15 protein-coding genes are annotated in these 15161 nt (G+C 68.2%); 8 read left to right on the top strand and 7 right to left on the bottom strand.

The annotated features are described in order from the left end of the window. Positions 1–11 precede the first annotated feature (11 nt). Genes ACN8HC_RS00980 through ACN8HC_RS00955 form a run of 6 tightly spaced genes read left to right on the top strand, consistent with a single transcriptional unit; the run spans position 12 to position 7139 of the window. Positions 12–443, top strand: coding sequence for a RidA family protein (locus tag ACN8HC_RS00980; RefSeq protein WP_490072997.1), 432 nt, complete (start codon positions 12–14; stop codon positions 441–443). After that, positions 440–1126 carry a DUF1028 domain-containing protein gene (locus tag ACN8HC_RS00975; RefSeq protein ID WP_490072996.1) on the top strand — a complete coding sequence of 229 codons (687 nt, stop codon included), beginning with the start codon at positions 440–442 and terminating at the stop codon, positions 1124–1126. The genes ACN8HC_RS00980 and ACN8HC_RS00975 overlap by 4 nt, the downstream gene beginning before the upstream one ends. Further along, positions 1119–2246 carry a M20 family metallopeptidase gene (locus ACN8HC_RS00970; RefSeq protein WP_490072995.1) on the top strand — a complete coding sequence of 376 codons (1128 nt, stop codon included), beginning with the start codon at positions 1119–1121 and terminating at the stop codon, positions 2244–2246. Before ACN8HC_RS00975 ends, ACN8HC_RS00970 begins: the two co-directional genes overlap by 8 nt. Continuing rightward, positions 2246–4351 (top strand): oxidoreductase, encoded by a 2106-nt coding sequence (locus ACN8HC_RS00965; RefSeq protein ID WP_490072994.1) that lies wholly within the window; start codon positions 2246–2248, stop codon positions 4349–4351. Before ACN8HC_RS00970 ends, ACN8HC_RS00965 begins: the two co-directional genes overlap by 1 nt. Then, positions 4348–5880: an APC family permease gene (locus ACN8HC_RS00960; protein WP_490072993.1), complete on the top strand. Its 1533-nt coding sequence runs from the start codon at positions 4348–4350 to the stop codon at positions 5878–5880. Before ACN8HC_RS00965 ends, ACN8HC_RS00960 begins: the two co-directional genes overlap by 4 nt. A gap of 11 nt (positions 5881–5891) precedes the next feature. Continuing rightward, positions 5892–7139: a flavin-containing monooxygenase gene (locus ACN8HC_RS00955; protein WP_490072992.1), complete on the top strand. Its 1248-nt coding sequence runs from the start codon at positions 5892–5894 to the stop codon at positions 7137–7139. Positions 7140–7142: 3 nt separating this feature from the next. On the opposite strand, the gene ACN8HC_RS00950 is transcribed toward ACN8HC_RS00955, so the two are convergent. The 6 genes from ACN8HC_RS00950 to ACN8HC_RS00925 all read right to left on the bottom strand — a co-directional run bounded on the left by ACN8HC_RS00950 (position 7143) and on the right by ACN8HC_RS00925 (position 11761). After that, the gene (locus ACN8HC_RS00950; RefSeq protein WP_490072991.1) at positions 7143–7568 is read right to left on the bottom strand and encodes a PPOX class F420-dependent oxidoreductase; all 426 of its coding nucleotides are present in this window, start codon (positions 7566–7568) and stop codon (positions 7143–7145) included. Between the two features lie 34 nt (positions 7569–7602). After that, a complete protein-coding gene (locus ACN8HC_RS00945) occupies positions 7603–8436 on the bottom strand; it encodes an Fpg/Nei family DNA glycosylase (RefSeq protein WP_490072990.1) in 834 nt (277 codons plus the stop codon). A gap of 9 nt (positions 8437–8445) precedes the next feature. Then, positions 8446–8859, bottom strand: a complete 414-nt coding sequence (gene panD / locus ACN8HC_RS00940) for an aspartate 1-decarboxylase (protein ID WP_490072989.1) — start codon at positions 8857–8859, stop codon at positions 8446–8448. A 118-nt stretch (positions 8860–8977) separates the two neighbouring features. Then, positions 8978–10033 (bottom strand): ABC transporter substrate-binding protein, encoded by a 1056-nt coding sequence (locus tag ACN8HC_RS00935; protein ID WP_490072988.1) that lies wholly within the window; start codon positions 10031–10033, stop codon positions 8978–8980. Between the two features lie 44 nt (positions 10034–10077). After that, positions 10078–10968, bottom strand: a complete 891-nt coding sequence (locus ACN8HC_RS00930) for an ABC transporter permease (RefSeq protein ID WP_490072987.1) — start codon at positions 10966–10968, stop codon at positions 10078–10080. Next, a complete protein-coding gene (locus tag ACN8HC_RS00925; RefSeq protein WP_490072986.1) occupies positions 10958–11761 on the bottom strand; it encodes an ABC transporter ATP-binding protein in 804 nt (267 codons plus the stop codon). Before ACN8HC_RS00925 ends, ACN8HC_RS00930 begins: the two co-directional genes overlap by 11 nt. 187 nt (positions 11762–11948) lie before the next feature. Here ACN8HC_RS00925 and ACN8HC_RS00920 point away from each other — a divergent pair, with 187 nt between their 5' ends. After that, the gene (locus ACN8HC_RS00920; RefSeq protein ID WP_490072985.1) at positions 11949–13583 is read left to right on the top strand and encodes an ATP-binding protein; all 1635 of its coding nucleotides are present in this window, start codon (positions 11949–11951) and stop codon (positions 13581–13583) included. Then, positions 13580–14242, top strand: coding sequence for a response regulator (locus ACN8HC_RS00915; RefSeq protein WP_490072984.1), 663 nt, complete (start codon positions 13580–13582; stop codon positions 14240–14242). The genes ACN8HC_RS00920 and ACN8HC_RS00915 overlap by 4 nt, the downstream gene beginning before the upstream one ends. A gap of 47 nt (positions 14243–14289) precedes the next feature. Here ACN8HC_RS00915 and ACN8HC_RS00910 read toward each other — a convergent pair whose 3' ends face one another. Next, positions 14290–15090: a spermidine synthase gene (locus tag ACN8HC_RS00910; RefSeq protein ID WP_490072983.1), complete on the bottom strand. Its 801-nt coding sequence runs from the start codon at positions 15088–15090 to the stop codon at positions 14290–14292. Between the last annotated feature and the right edge of the window lie 71 nt (positions 15091–15161).

The raw sequence follows: 15161 nt of genomic DNA, 5'->3' as shown, positions 1-15161 counted from the left end.
AGAAGAAGCAGATGGCAGGCGACCCGATCGTGGTCGGCGGACACACCCGGATCCGCCCGTTCAACACCCGCGACACCTATCCCGAGCAGAACCTGGCCAACGACCTGTGCCAAGCGGTCGTGGCCGGCAACACCGTCTACCTACGCGGACAGATCGCCCAGGATCTGGACACCCGGGAGAACGTGGCGGTCGGCGATCCCGTCGGTCAGGCGCACCAGGTGGCCGACAACATTCTCCTGCTGCTCGACGAGGCCGGCGCCAAGCCCGAGCACATCGTCTCGTGCAACATCTACCTGGTCGACATCCGCTACCGGGAGGCGATCTACCGGGTATTGGGCGAGCGGCTCGCCGGTGTGTTCTACGTGTCGACCGGCATCACGGTCGCCGGGCTGGCGCGGCCGGAGTGGCTGGTCGAGGTGCAGGTCACGGCGGTGCTCCCGTGACCTTCTCGATCGCCGCGCGCTGCGAGCGGACCGGCGCCTTCGGGGTCGCAGTCAGCTCGTCCAGTCCCGCCGTCGCGGCCCGGTGTGCGTTCGTGCGGAGCGGCGCCGGTGCGGCCTGCAGCCAGAACATCACCAACCCCGGGCTGGGACCGGCCATGCTGGACCGGCTGGCGGCCGGTGCGTCCGCCCAGGAGGCGCTGGACGCGGTCGCAGCGGGCGAGGAGTTCATCGCCTACCGGCAGCTGTGCGTGGTCGACAGCGCCGGCCGGCCCGCGACCTTCAGCGGCGAGCGGACCCTCGGCACGCACGGCAGCGCCACCGCGCCGAACGTCGCCGCGGCGGGAAACCTCTTGTCCGACAGTGGGATCCCACAGCTCATGGTCCGCGGCTTCGCAGGCACGGTCGAGCTGCCGCTGGAGACGCGGCTGCTGTCGGCGATGCGGACCGCGCTGGACGCCGGCGGCGAGGCCGGCCCGGTGCACTCCGCCGGCCTGTTGGTGATCGGCGACGCGCCCTGGCCGACTACTGATTTGAGGGTCGACTACAACGACGATCCGGATGACGACCCGGTCGGCGAGCTGGAGCGGCTTTGGGCGCTCTGGGAACCGCAGGCCGCCGACTACATCACCCGCGGCCTCGATCCACGGCTGGCTCCGGCGTATGGCGTGCCCGGCGATGAGTGACCTGAAAGACGCTGCGGCGCAGGTGATCTCGGAGCGGCGACCGCAGCTGGTCGAGCTCTCCGAGCGCATCCACGCGCATCCCGAGCTCGGCTGGCAGGAGCACCGGGCGAGCGGCTGGGTCGCGGAGACCCTGGCCGATGCCGGGTTCACCGTCGAACGGCCCTACCTCGGCTTCGACACCGCGCTGCGTGCCGCCTTCGGCACCGGGCCGCACACCGTCGGGCTGTGCGCCGAGTACGACGCCCTGCCCGGCCTCGGCCACGCCTGCGGGCACAACCTGATCACCGCGATGAGCGTCGGTGCCGCTCTCGCACTCGCCGCCGTCGCCGACGAGATCGGTCTGACGGTGGTGCTCTACGGGACACCTGCCGAGGAAGGGCTCGGCGGTAAGTGCGAGTTGCTGGACCGGGGAGCGTTCACCGAGCTGGACCTGGCCCTGATGGCGCACCCCGCACCGCAGGACGACCCGGAGCCGGCCGCGCTGGCGGTGTCCCACTCGCACATCAGCTACCGCGGCAAGGCGGCTCATGCCGCCGGCGCGCCCCACGAGGGCGTCAACGCCGCGGACGCGTTCACCATCGCCCAGGTCGCGCTCGGCCTGCTGCGGCAGCAGTTGCCGCCAACGGTCCGGGTGCACGGTGTCGTCACCAACGCCGGTGAGGCGCCGAACGCGATCGCCGAGCACACGGAGGGGCGCTGGTATGTGCGCGCGGAGACCCTGGACGAGTTGCACCGCACCGAGGAACGGGTCTGGAAGTGCTTCGAGGCCGGCGCATTGGCAACCGGCTGCACCCTGGAGATCACCCCGGAGAGCAAGCCCTACAGCGAGATGCGCACCGACCAACGGACCTTGGCCCTCTACACGGCGAATCTCGCGGCGCTGGGACGCGTCATACCCGAGGGTCCGGGCACGATGAGCCGGGCGTCCACGGACTTCGCCAACGTCTCGCAGGTCGTCGACGCGATCCATCCCTACATCGGGATCGGCTCGGCGCCCGCAGTCAACCACCAGAAAGAGTTCGCCGCGGCCTGCGTCGGACCCCGAGCCGAGCAGGCCCTGGTCGACGGTGCCACCGCGCTCGCCTGGACCGCCATCGACCGTTTCTCCAGGAGCAACTGATGCCTGAATCATCCCCGTACGACATCCTTTTCGAGCCGGTCCGGATCGGCCCGGTCACCACCACGAATCGCTTCTACCAGGTGCCGCACTGCAACGGCATGGGTTATCGCGACCCGAGCGCGCAGGCCGCGATGCGGCGGATCAAGGCCGAGGGCGGCTGGGGTGTGGTCAACACCGAGCAGGTGGAGATCCACCCGACCTCGGACATCGCGCCGTTCATCGAGCTACGGATCTGGGACGACCAGGACCTGCCGCACCTGGCCCGCATCGCCGACGCGATCCACGAGGGCGGTGCGCTGGCCGGCATCGAGCTCGCGCACAACGGGATGAACGCGCCCAACCTCTACAGCCGGGAGATCCCGCTCGGGCCGATGCACCTTCCCGTCGCGCCCGACACGATCGCGCCGATCCAGGCGCGCGCGATGACCAAGCAGGACATCGCCGACCTGCGCCGCTGGCACCGGACCGCGGTCCGCCGGTCGATCGAGATCGGCTACGACCTGGTGTACGTGTATGCCGCACACGGCTATTCGGGCCTGCACCACTTCCTGTCGCCGCGCTACAACCAGCGGACCGACGAGTACGGCGGCTCGCTCACCAATCGGATGCGCCTGTTGCGCGAGGTGCTCGAGGACACCCTGGAGATCGCGGAGGGCAAGGCGGCGATCGCCTGCCGCATCGCGGTCGAGGGGGAGTACGGCCCGAACGGCGTGCACCGCGAGGACATCCAGGGCGTGCTCTCCGAACTCGGCGAACTGCCCGACCTGTGGGACTTCGCGATGGGTTCGTGGGAGGAGGACTCACTGACCTCCCGGTTCGGTCCGGAGGGCAGCCAGGAGGAGCACGTCGCCGGTCTGAAGGCGCTGACCTCCAAACCGGTCGTCGGCGTCGGCCGCTTCACCTCGCCGGACGCCATGGTCCGGCAGATCCGCAAGGGCATCCTCGACCTGATCGGTGCGGCGCGTCCGTCGATCGCTGATCCCTTCCTGCCCAACAAGATTCGCGACCGGCAGCTGGAGAGCATCCGCGAGTGCATCGGCTGCAACATCTGCGTCACCGGTGACCAGACCATGTCGATCATCCGCTGCACGCAGAACCCGAGCATGGGCGAGGAATACCGCCGCGACTGGCACCCGGAGCGGATCAAGCCGAAGACGTCCGACGCGCGCATTGCGGTGATCGGTGCTGGCCCGGCGGGGCTGGAGGCTGCGCGCGCGCTCGGGGTGCGCGGGTATGACGTCAACCTGCTCGAGGCGGGCCGCGATCTCGGCGGCCGCGTGACGCTGGAGTCGAAGCTGCCCGGGCTGTCCGCGTGGAACCGGGTCCGGGATTACCGCGTGCTCGCCATCGAGGCGATGCCCAATGTCGAGGTCTTCCGGGAGAGCCCGGTCACCGCCGAGGACGTGCTCGAGTTCGGCTTCCAGCACGTCCTGGTGGCAACAGGATCCGTCTGGCGGGCGGACGGTATCGGCCGCTTCCACACCACGCCGGTCCCGGTCGAGGGGATCGAGGTGCTCACGCCCAGCGACATACTCGCCGGCAAACTGCCGGCCGGCCAGCGGGTCGTGGTCTACGACGACGACTACTACTACCTGGGCGGCGTGATCGCCGAGGCGCTGCGCGCGGCCGGCAAGGACGTCAGCATCGTCACGCCGTCGGCACAGGTGTCGCAGTGGACCATGCACACCTTCGAGGTCGGCAAGATCCAGCGCCGGCTGATCGAAGCCGGCATCGCCCGTCATACCGACCACGCGGTGGTGTCCGCGGCGACCGGCGGGGTCACGATCGCCAGTGTCTACACGGAGCAGACAACGGATTTGGAAGCCGACGCGCTCGTCATGGTGACCGCGCGGCTGCCCCAGGACGAGCTGTTCACGCAGCTCGAGTCACGGATCGGGGACAGCGACCTGCTGACCGTCCGCGGCATCGGCGACGCCTGGGCGCCGGGCACGATCGCGGCCGCCGTCTGGTCCGGCCGTCGGGCAGCAGAGGAGTTCGAGATGGACCTGAAACCCAACGACGACGTGCAGTTCCGGCGTGAGGTCACCGCTCTCGACCCGGTCTGGCCGGGCGTGGCCCTGCAGGCCACCGGAGTGTCGAGATGAGCACCGTGCTGGAGCCCGACGAGGCGGTCACCGAGCACGACAAGCGGTTCCGGCCGAGCCTGGGGCGGGCCGACATCATCCTGATGTCGATCGCCGCGACGTTGTCGATCGACACGATCGGACAGATCGCCGCCAACGGCGGTGCGCAGGCGTTCACCTGGACGGCGGTCATCGCGCTGACGTTCATGCTGCCCTACGGGCTGATCATGGCCGAGCTGGGCAGCTCGTTCCCGCAGGAGGGCGGGCCCTATGTCTGGGTCCGTCTGGCAATGGGACGTTTCCACGCGGCGCTCTCGACGATGCTCTACTGGGTCACCAACCCGGTGTGGCTCGGCGGTTCGCTCGCCTTCCTCGCGATGGCGACGTGGAGTGACTTCATCGTCAAGACCGGGTCGGGCAGTGTCGGCGACTACGCGTTCAAGCTGATCTTCATCTGGGCCGCGATCGTCGCGGCGATCAGCAGCCTGCGCTACGGCAAGTGGCTGCTGAACATCGGTGCGATCGTCAAGGTGGCGTTGGTCGTCATCTTCGTGGTGACGCTGGTGGCCTACGCGAGCCAGCACGGTGTCCACGGATACGGCGCCGGCGACTTCTCGCCGACCACGGGCGGCTTCCTGGCCAGCGCACCGGTGATCCTCTTCGCGGTGGTGGGGTTCGAGGCGCAGAACGGCGCAGCCGAGGAGATGCGCAACCCGCAGCGCGACGTCCCGGTCGGGATCGGTTCCTCGGCGTTGGTCTCCGCATTGTGTTATCTCGTCCCGATCTTCGGCATTTTGCTGGTGCTGCCGAGCAGCAAGATCAGCGGCGCGGCGGGCTTCATGGACGCGATCAAGACGGTGTTCTCGGTGTATGGCGGCGCGTCGACGGGCCTGCTGAAGCTGGTGGCCCTGCTGTTCATCTTCGTGCTGTTCACCCAGGGTGCGGCGTGGATGATCGCCTCCGACCGCGTGCAGGCGATCGCCGGTGCCGACGGCACCTTCCCGCGGTACTTCGGGGTGTTCAGCAAGAACCTCGGCACCCCGCTGCGGGTCAACATCCTCTCCGGTGTCGTGGCGACCGTCTTCACGATCGTCGCCACCAAGGTGACCAGTGGTTCTGCAGCCGCCGCGTTCGAGGTCGTGCTCAACGTCGCGGTGAGCACGCTCTTGCTGAGCTACCTGTGGATCTTCCTGGCGGCGTGGTTGCTACGGCGGAAGTACCCACATGCCGTGCGTCCCTACCGGGTGCCCGGCGGTCGGCTGGGGATGAACCTGGCGACCTTCGTGATCTACGCCTGGGTGGTCATCGGGTCGTGGACCACGGTGTTCCCGGACACCATCGAGCGGCTCTTCGGGGTCGGCTACGACTTCAAGGACAGCTGGGGCGTCAGCCAGACCACGTTCGAAGTCTTCACGCTCGGCACGCTGGCCGTCATCACGGTCTGTTGCGTCGCCGGCTACCTCGTGGGACGCCGGACCGACACCGGAAACAACGATTTCACTGCAGCGATCGTGGCCGAGCTCGAGAACAACGAAAGGGCTTGTGGCTGATGGGGGCCGACATGAGTGAAGATGTGGAAGTGCTGGTGGTGGGCGCCGGTCAGGCCGGCCTCGCGATGAGCGAGCATCTGGGGGACGCGGGCATCGACCACCTCGTGCTGGAGCGGGACCGGATCGCGGAGAAGTGGCGCACCGGCCGCTGGGACTCGCTGGTGGCCAATGGTCCGGCATGGCACGACCGCTTCCCGACGATGGAGATCGAGGGCGCCGACCCGGACGGTTTCGCCTCCAAGGACCAGATGGCGCACTACTTCGAGACGTTCGCCAAGCAGATCGAGGCACCGGTCCGCACGGGTGTGGAGGTGCGATCGGTCGAGCGGCGCACCGACGGCCCCGGCTTCCGCGCCCAGACGTCCGAAGGCACGATCGACGCCCGGTTCGTGGTCGTCGCCACCGGACCGTTCCAGGACCCCTCGATCCCGCCGATCCTCCCCGCGGACACCGGCATCCACCAGCTGCACTCGAGCGACTACCGCAATCCGAGCCAGCTGCCCGACGGCAACGTGCTGGTCGTCGGAGCCGGCTCCTCGGGCGTGCAGATCGCCGATGAGTTGCGCGGGTCCGGCCGGGAGGTCCATCTGTCCGTCGGTCCGCACGACCGGCCGCCGCGCAGCTACCGTGATCGCGACTTCTGCTGGTGGCTGGGCGTTCTCGGCCTCTGGGACCTGGAGACGCCACCGCAGGGCGCCGAGCACGTGACGATCGCGGTGAGCGGTGCCGGTGGCGGCAAAACCGTCGACTTCCGGGCGCTCGCGGGGACCGGGATCACGCTGGTCGGCCGGACGACGTCATACGAGGACGGGGTGCTGCACTTCGCGACCGATCTCGCCGACAACATCCGAGCCGGCGACGCGAACATGCTCGCGCTGATGGACGCCGCCGACGAGTATGTCGAGCGCAATCACCTCGACCTGCCTCCGGAGCCCCAGGCGCGCGAATTGCTGGCCGACCCGGACTGTGTCACCGATCCGGTGCTCGCACTGGACCTGGCAGCTGCCGGCATCAGCACGGTGTTGTGGGCGACGGGATTCACCACTGACTACAGCTGGTTGAAGGTCGACGCGCTCGACGAACACGGCCGGCCGAGGCACCGACGGGGTGTGTCCAGTGAGCCCGGTGTCTACTTCCTCGGCCTGCCGTGGCTGTCCCGCCGAGGGTCGAGCTTCATCTGGGGCGTGTGGCACGACGCGCGGTTCATCGCCGACCAGATCGGCATCCAGCGCGGCTACGCGGCATACCGCAGGAGCTGAGGACTACCGCACGATGCCGTACAGCCGCTCGACGTGCAGGTGCAACGGCACCCGGTGGTCGGCGACCATGGCGCGCCGGTAGTCGTCCCAGTCCGAGTGCTCACCGGCGATCGCGCGGTAGATCGAGACGAGTTCCTCGACACTTGCGTCATCGGGCTCAGTGGCCACCGGGAGCAGGGTGGCGGTCACGTCGGCGGCGGCGTACGACCAGCCGGAGTTGCCGTTGACGAGGACCGTCGCGCGCGGATCACGCCGTAGATTGGCGGTTTTCGCCCGGCCGTCCGTGATCGATACGCGGATCAGATCACGATCGGGATCGTAGGCGTAGCTGACGTTGGACAGCTGCGAGCGGCCGTCGCGTTTGATGGTCGCGAGCGTCAGCAGGTGGCTGCCCGCCATGAGGTCGCGCAGGGCGGTGTCGTCGGTCATGGTCTCCATCTTGCCCCCCGGACCGGCGAGATGGTCAGTCCTTGACCGTGCGACGACGCGACCGCGGCTGGCACTTCTTGCACCAGAAGAGGTTGCGGCCGGCGAGCACCTGGGTCGTCACGGCAGTGCCGCAGACCAGGCACTCCTGGCCGGCCCGGCGGTAGACGTATACCTCGCCACCGTGCTTGTCGACGCGCGGATCACGGCCCATCGCTTCCGGTGTGTGCTCGGGGTACACGGTGTCGATGCGGCCGTCGCGGACACCGAGCGGCATGAGTTCGACCAGGTCGTCCCAGATCAGGTCGAACTCCGTGCCACGGACGAACTTGCCGGGCATGAACGGGTCGATGTGGTGCCGGTAGAGCGTCTCGGCGCGGTAGATGTTGCCGACGCCGGCGAAGATCTTCTGGTCCATCATCAGGACGCCGATCGGACTGCTGGACCTGCGGATCCGAGCCCGGGCGACCTCCGGGTCGGCGTCCGGTCGGAGTGGGTCCGGGCCGAGCTTGGCAATCGTCGCGGCGATCTGCTCCGGTGACTCCAGCTCGCAGAGGTTGGGTCCACGCAACTCCATGGTCACGTCGGGTGCGTATGACGTGAGGCGCCACCGCGCGTTCTCGGTGGCCGGATCCGCTTCCGGGAAGAAGAACTTGCCGATCAGACCCAGGTGGATGTGCACCCGCTCCGGCAGGTCCTCGAAACCGATGAACATGTGCTTGCCGTAGGCCTCGGCGGCGCCGAAGACGCGTCCGTCGAGCAGGTCGGCACCGGTGAACTTGCCCTGCGGAGAGGTCGATCGGACCTCGCGGCCGCCGAACTCGCGGCCCAGTTCACCGCTGATGCGGTGCGTGACATGTCCTTCCGGCATACGACCGGCTCAGGATGCGGCGCGGGCCGACTTCAGCCCGCTGCCGGCCGGCGCGAAGCCGGGGTCGTCGCCGATCGAGACCTGCCGGTTGGCGGCGTCGACGAAGACCACCGAACCCTTGAAGTCGCGGGCCTCGGCGTCCTCGACCTGCCCGTAGCCGATGATGATCACCAGGTCGCCCGGCTGCACCAGGTGTGCCGCGGCGCCGTTGATGCCGACGATGCCGCTGCCGGCTTCACCCGTGATGGCGTATGTCGACAAGCGGTTGCCGTTGGTGACGTCGACGACGTCGACCTTTTCGCCCTCCAGCAGGTCCGCGGCGCGCATCAACTCCGCGTCGATCGTGATGGAGCCGACGTAGTCGAGGTCGGCCTGGGTCACGGTCGCACGGTGGATCTTGGACTTCATCATCGTCCGGAGCATGACGAAGAGGGTACCGGTGGCGCCATACCCCTTGATTGAGCGGCATAGCAATGCAACGAGCGGCGTACGAAATCGTCGAGATTTCGTACGCCGCTCAATGCGACGGTATGCCGCTCAATCAGGAAGCGTCGGCCTTCTTGGCGAACTCGGTGGTGTAGGTCTTGCTGATGTCGATCTGGTCCTTCTTCGGCTTGACCGACGGCGAGAAGGAGCCGAGCACGTTGAGCGCGTTCTTCGCGCCGTCCGCGTCCATCAGGCCGGTCGGGTTGAAGATGCCCTTCGATCCCTTGAGCGCCGACACGTAGAGCGCGGGGTCGCTGCCCTTGTAGTCCGTGGGCATCTTGTCGGAGATCTCCTGGGCGCTGTGGCCGTTGATCCACTTCAGCGTCTTGACGAACGCGTTGGCGACCTTCTGCACCGTCTCGGGGTTCTGCTTGACGTAGTCGCACGACATGTACAGCGAGCTGGCCGGGTACAGGCCGCCGAGCGCCTGCTTGGTGCCGGCCTCGGTGCGCATGTCGAAGAGCACCTTGCCCTCACCGGTCTTGGTGAGCTGGGCGACCGTCGGGTCGGTCGTCATACCCGCGTTGATGCCGCCCGACTTCATCGCGGCGATGAAGGTCGCGTCCGCACCGGCCTTGACCGTCGTGTAGCCGGTCGGCGCGATGCCGGCCTTGCCGGTGAGGTACTGGGTGAGGAAGTCGGTCGAGCTGCCCTGGCTGGTGACGCCGAGCTTCTTGCCCTTCAGATCCTTGGCCGACGTGATGGAGGCCGCGTCCTTCTTCGACACCATCTCGACCTCGCCCGGCACGTTGGCGAACTGCACCACGCTCTCCAGGCACTTGCCCTTGGACTGCATGTCGATCGTGTGGTCGTAGAAGCCGACGACACCCTGCGCCTTACCCGCGATGAGCGAGGTTTCGGCGGTGACACCGGCGGGCGTGTCGATGAGCTGGACCTTCAGGCCCTGGTCCTTGAAGTAGCCGAGCTGCTGGGTGAGCGCAGCGGGCAGGTAGATCACCTTGCTCATGCCGCCGACCATGATCTTCACGGTGGCCGACGACCCGTTGCCGGTCGCCTCGCTGGAGGTGTTGTCCTTCTTGGTGGCGCAGCCGGTGAGGGCGAGCGCTCCCGCCATACCGAGGGCGGCAAGTCCTGCAATTCGCTTGTGCATCAATCTTTTTCCTGTCTGTGCGGGTGATGTATGACGGGGGCGGTTCAGACGGCGACGGCCTCGACCTGCGACGGAGGCCGCCACTTCAGCAGGCGTCGTTCCAGGTAGCCGAGCAGCAGCTCGGCGGCGAGAGCGAGCACGGTGCTGATCACCATGCCGGCGTAGATGGCGGCGGAGTCGAACGCCGACAGACCGGTGGAGATGAGCAGGCCGATGCCCTGGGTGGATCCGGCGAACTCACCGACGATCGCGCCGATCAGCGCGAAACCGAAGGCGGTGTGCAGGGAGGCGAGGATCCAGGAGGTCGCACTCGGCACGACGATCGACCGCAGCACCTGCAGCCGGCTGGCGCCGAGGATCCGGGCGTTGTTCACCAGATTGCGGTCGACCTCACGAGCGCCCTGGAAGGCGTTGAAGAACACCGGGAAGAACACCAGCACCGTGGCGGTGGCGATCTTGGACTCCATGCCGAGGCCGAACCAGATGATGAAGATGGCCGAGAGCACGATGCGCGGAACCGCGTTGGCGGCCTGGATGAACGGCGAGAGCACCTCGGCGAGCAGGCGGGCCCGGCCGAGCAGGATGCCCAGCACCACGCCGGCCACCGCGCCGATCAGGAAGCCGTAGACCGCCTCCTGCAAGGTCACCGAGATCTGCTCGAAGATCGGGCCCTGCGCGGTGCCGTCGGTGAACCAGGTGACCAGCTTCTTCCAGATCAGACTGGGCTTGGAGTAGAAGAACGGGTCGAACCACAGGTTCACCGAAAGCTCCCAGAAGGCCAGCACGGCGACCAGCAGGAGGACGCGCAGGCTGTAGATGAGGGCCTTGTGCTTGCGGAGCCGCATCCGGGGATCGGGGATGCGGTCGACGCGCGTGGGGACTTCGCCGGTCATGGCGCCGGCGGTCCCCGGCGCGTCCATGGTCTTAGGCGACACGAGATGCTCCTTGCGCTCGGGCGGTCTCGACCTCGGAGGACAGGGACCGCCAGATCTTGGAATAGGTTTCGATGAATTCGGGGGTGAGCCGCAGCTCCTCGACGTTGCGGGGGCGCGGCAGGTTGATGCGGAAGTCGTCCTTGATCCGGGCGGGGCTGGCCGTCATGACGACGACCCGGTCGGCGAGGGCGATGGCCTCTTCCAGGTCGTGCGTGACGAAAATGACCGCGGTGCCGGTGCCCGACCACAGGTCGAGCAGCTCGTTCTGCATCAGGGCCCGGGTCTGGACGTCGAGCGCGGAGAACGGCTCGTCCATCAGCAGGATCTTGGGCTCGTTGACGAGGGTCTGGGCGAGGGCCACTCGCTTGCGCATCCCGCCGGACAGCTGGTGCATGTAGGACTTCTCGAAACCGGCGAGGCCGACCCGGGTGATCCAGTCCATCGCTTTGTCGTGGGCCTCGGCCTTGGGCATGCCTCGCCACATCGGGCCGGCGGCGACGTTGGCCAGTACGTTGCGCCAGGGCAGCATCGCGTCCGCCTGGAACATGTAGCCGACCCCGTCCGGGATGCCGTGCACTCGCGCGCCGTTGACTTGAACGTCACCCTCGGAAGGCGGTTCGAGGCCGGAGACGAGCGAGAGGGTGGTGGACTTCCCGCAGCCGGTGGGTCCGACGACGGCGACGAACTCACCGGCGTCGACGGTCATGGTGATGTCGGAGACCGCGGTGTGGGTGCCACCACCGGCCTTCACGAAACGCTTCGTCGCGTGTGACAGCTCGACGAGGTGCGACATACGCGTCCTTTCTCTGGTGGATGCTGTGACTGCGCTCACATCGAACGAGGCACGGCGCAGGACGCTATGGGGTCGCCGCAGCTGCTGTCTGCCTTGCGAGCGTTGCCCCGTTTTCGCGCGCTGAGCGCGTTTCGCACGTTTTGCATCCGTGGGGCCGAGGCCGGTCGACGCCCTATCGTTGTCCGCCATGACCCCTGCTCAGCGGCGCACGGGCCGCGGCTCGCGGCGGCTGCCGTTCACCCGCCAGATGATGCTGTTGCAGGTCGCTGTGGTCGCCGCTCTCGGTGTGGCGACCCTGCTGGTCGCGGGCTTCTTCCTGCGCGCGACGTTGCAGCGCCAGTACGAGCAGCGGGCGCTCGCGGTGGCGCGCGGCATCTCGGCCGACCAGGGGCTGGGCGACCTCGTTGCCGCCGATGACCAACGACAGGTCGCAGCGATCGCGGCCGCCCAGCAGCGCTCGACACATGCGTTGTTCGTCGTGGTCACCAACGACAAGGGAGTTCGTCTTGCCCACCCGAATCCCGACGCCATCGGGAAGTTGGTGAGCACCGATCCGCACGAAGCGCTGTCCGGCAACGAGACCGTCGCGATCGAGCGCGGCACGCTGGGTCTTTCGGCGCGCGGCAAGGTGCCGCTGCGCGATTCGACCGGTCGGGTCGTGGGGGAGGTGAGCGTCGGCTTCGCGGCCACCGACATCAGCGACGCGCTGTGGCGGGTGCTTTTCATCGTGCTGCCGTGGGCGCTCGCGGCGGTGCTCGCCGCGGTGCTGCTGACCGCGCTGCTCGGCCGGAGGTTGAAGCGGCTGACGCTGGGCCTGGAGCCGTCCGATGTCGCGGACCTGGTGCGGGAGCGTGAGGCGGTCCTGCACGGCATCAGCGAGGGCGTGCTCGCGGTCGACCGCGATCGCAGGGTCACGATGTGCAACGCAGAGGCAGTTCGCCTGCTCGGCAAGGAGATTGCGATCGGCAAGGACCTGGACGAACTGGCGCTTGCCCCGGACCTGCTGCGGCTGATGAGCCATCCCCAGGAGGACCGCCGGGCGGTCACTGCGGTCTCCGGCAACCGGGTGCTCGTCGCCACGCACCGACCGGTCGCCCTGGCGGACGGCACCGACCTCGGCGGTGTGCTCACCGTGCGGGATCGCACCGAGTTGGAGCAGCTGACCAGCGAGCTGGCGGCGGTGCGGAGTATGACGAGCGCCTTGCGCGCGCAACGCCACGAATTCGCCAACCGGATGCACACCGTCATGGGCCTGTTGCACACGGCGAGCACCGATGACGCGATCGAGTACCTTTCCGACAGCGTCAAATTCGCGACCAACGAAGAGATCAGCGAGAACCCGGCCGTGGAGTCCAACACCATCCGCGCGTTCTTCGCCGGGAAGCAGTCCGCGGCCGCGGAGGCCGGGGTCAGCCTGACGCTTTCCGAGCAGAGCTGGGTGCCGCAGAAGCTGGTCGCGCCCGTCGAGGTGATCACCGTGCTGGGCAACCTCGTCGACAACGCGATCGAGGCGGCGCGGGGCTCCGCTGCCCGGCCGGCGCGGGTCGAGGTGGACCTGCTCGCCGACGGGCAGGACCTCGTCATCTCCGTGGCGAACACGGGGGACGGGATCCCCGCCCACCGCGCGGAATCCATCTTCGTCGGCGGGGTGAGCTCGCGGGGAGCCGGTCGTGGCATGGGGCTCGCGATCGCCCGGGCCACTGCGGAAGGCCTCGGCGGCGAGTTGCGGCTGGCGGCACTCGGTGGTGAGGCGGCGGAGACGGTCTTCGTCGCGAATCTGCCGAAAGTGCTGGAAGCACGGGAGGTTCAGGATCAGCTATGAGGAAGGTCTTGGTCGTCGACGACGACTTCAGGGTGGCGTCGGTGCACGCGTCATACGTCTCGGCAGTGGACGGCTTCGAGGTCGTGGCGGTCGCGCACACCGCGAGTGACGCCCTACAGGCGGTGCACGAGCTGCATCCCGACCTCGTGCTGCTCGACAACTACCTACCCGACCAGCCCGGTCTCCAGGTGTGCGCGCATCTCGCGGGTACGCGATGTGACGTCATGATGATCACGGCCGATGGCGCCGCCGAGTCCGTGCACGCCGCGCTGTCCGCGGGGGCGGTCAACTACGTCGTGAAACCTTTCGCCGCGGAGCAACTCACCCGCCGCCTGAAGGCATGGCAGCGGTATCGGAGCCGAGTCGGGCACGGGCTGCTCGACCAGGACCAGATCGATACGGCGCTGCGGGTGTTGCACGAGGGTGACCGGCCGCAAATGCCGAAAGGCCAGTCGCCGGTGACGGCTTCGCTGGTGCGTGAAGCGCTGGAGGCCTCCCGTGAGCCGGTGTCTGCAGCCGACCTCGGCACCACGCTCGGCATCGCCCGGGCCACCGCGCAGCGCTATCTCGCGGGCCTGGTGGACGAGGGGGTTGCCGTGATGAGGCTGCGGTATGGCGGGACGGGTCGTCCCGAGCACGAATACGAGTGGCGCCGCTGACGTCGGTCGAGTAGGCGGAGCGCTAGCGGAGCCGTATCGAGACCACGTCACCGCACGCGCCACGCCCCGAGATCAGGCGGGGTCGGGGACGGGAGGACGTCCTCGTCGGTGAACGGCTTGGCGGTGCCTTGCAGCGTGCGCGCCGGCCGGACGGCGGTCGTCGCGGCCAATCGCGTTGCGCGACGGCGTAGTTCATCGAGGTCGAGTGGTCCGTCGGACGCCAGGACCACGTAGTTGCCGAAGCGACGGCCCTTCATGACGTCGGTCAGCGCAAGAACGGCCGCATCGGTGAAAGTCCTTGTGATCGTTGCCAATGCTCGGACGAGATGTCGTTTGGTGGGCTCGTCGGCGAGGTTGATCAGGAGAAGGCCGCCGGGCTTGAGCACCCGGCGGTAGTGAGCGATGACGCCTGGCGACATCAGGTCGGCGGGGACGCGCCCCTCGTCATACGCATCGACGACGATGACGTCGGCGGAGTCGTCGCGCAGCGCGCGGACGCCAGTGGCGCCGTCCTGCGGCCGCACTCGGATGCGGTGGTTCCGCGGGAGCGGCAGCTCCCGCCGGACGGCTTCGGTGATGGCCGTGTCGGGCTCGAAGACGATCTGTGGCGAGCCCGGGCGGGTGTGCTGTACGTAGCGCGGAAGAGTCAGCCCGGCACCGCCGAGGTGCGTGACGGCGAGCGGTCCGGGCGGCAACAGGTCGAAGCCGATCGCGAGTTGTGCGACGTATTCGAAGACGAGCAGCTCGGGATCACCGAGGTCCACGTGTGACTGCGGGTGGCCGTCACGCAGGACCGTGACGCCGCCGCGATCGTCGGGCTCAAAGTCGAAGTGCGGCGCGTCCGTCACGATGTCAGGGTATGCCGCGGGTGATCGCCGGGGACTACGTGCGGGAGGATGACAGCCCCGAAAGGAGTTGG

Source organism: Flexivirga sp. YIM B11880 (assembly GCF_058148645.1).
Note: the sequence above shows the minus strand (reverse complement) of the source record. Positions and strands in the feature narration are given on the sequence as shown.

Bases quoted from the DNA above. Each gene is read 5' to 3' on its own strand.
- ACN8HC_RS00980 (WP_490072997.1), top strand. From the start codon at position 12: ATGGCAGGCGACCCGATCGTGGTCGGCGGACACACCCGGATCCGCCCG.
- ACN8HC_RS00970 (WP_490072995.1), top strand. From the start codon at position 1,119: ATGAGTGACCTGAAAGACGCTGCGGCGCAGGTGATCTCGGAGCGGCGA.
- ACN8HC_RS00965 (WP_490072994.1), top strand. From the start codon at position 2,246: ATGCCTGAATCATCCCCGTACGACATCCTTTTCGAGCCGGTCCGGATC.
- ACN8HC_RS00960 (WP_490072993.1), top strand. From the start codon at position 4,348: ATGAGCACCGTGCTGGAGCCCGACGAGGCGGTCACCGAGCACGACAAG.
- ACN8HC_RS00955 (WP_490072992.1), top strand. From the start codon at position 5,892: ATGAGTGAAGATGTGGAAGTGCTGGTGGTGGGCGCCGGTCAGGCCGGC.
- ACN8HC_RS00950 (WP_490072991.1), bottom strand. From the start codon at position 7,568: ATGACCGACGACACCGCCCTGCGCGACCTCATGGCGGGCAGCCACCTG.
- ACN8HC_RS00945 (WP_490072990.1), bottom strand. From the start codon at position 8,436: ATGCCGGAAGGACATGTCACGCACCGCATCAGCGGTGAACTGGGCCGC.
- panD (WP_490072989.1), bottom strand. From the start codon at position 8,859: ATGCTCCGGACGATGATGAAGTCCAAGATCCACCGTGCGACCGTGACC.
- ACN8HC_RS00935 (WP_490072988.1), bottom strand. From the start codon at position 10,033: ATGCACAAGCGAATTGCAGGACTTGCCGCCCTCGGTATGGCGGGAGCG.
- ACN8HC_RS00925 (WP_490072986.1), bottom strand. From the start codon at position 11,761: ATGTCGCACCTCGTCGAGCTGTCACACGCGACGAAGCGTTTCGTGAAG.
- ACN8HC_RS00920 (WP_490072985.1), top strand. From the start codon at position 11,949: ATGACCCCTGCTCAGCGGCGCACGGGCCGCGGCTCGCGGCGGCTGCCG.
- ACN8HC_RS00915 (WP_490072984.1), top strand. From the start codon at position 13,580: ATGAGGAAGGTCTTGGTCGTCGACGACGACTTCAGGGTGGCGTCGGTG.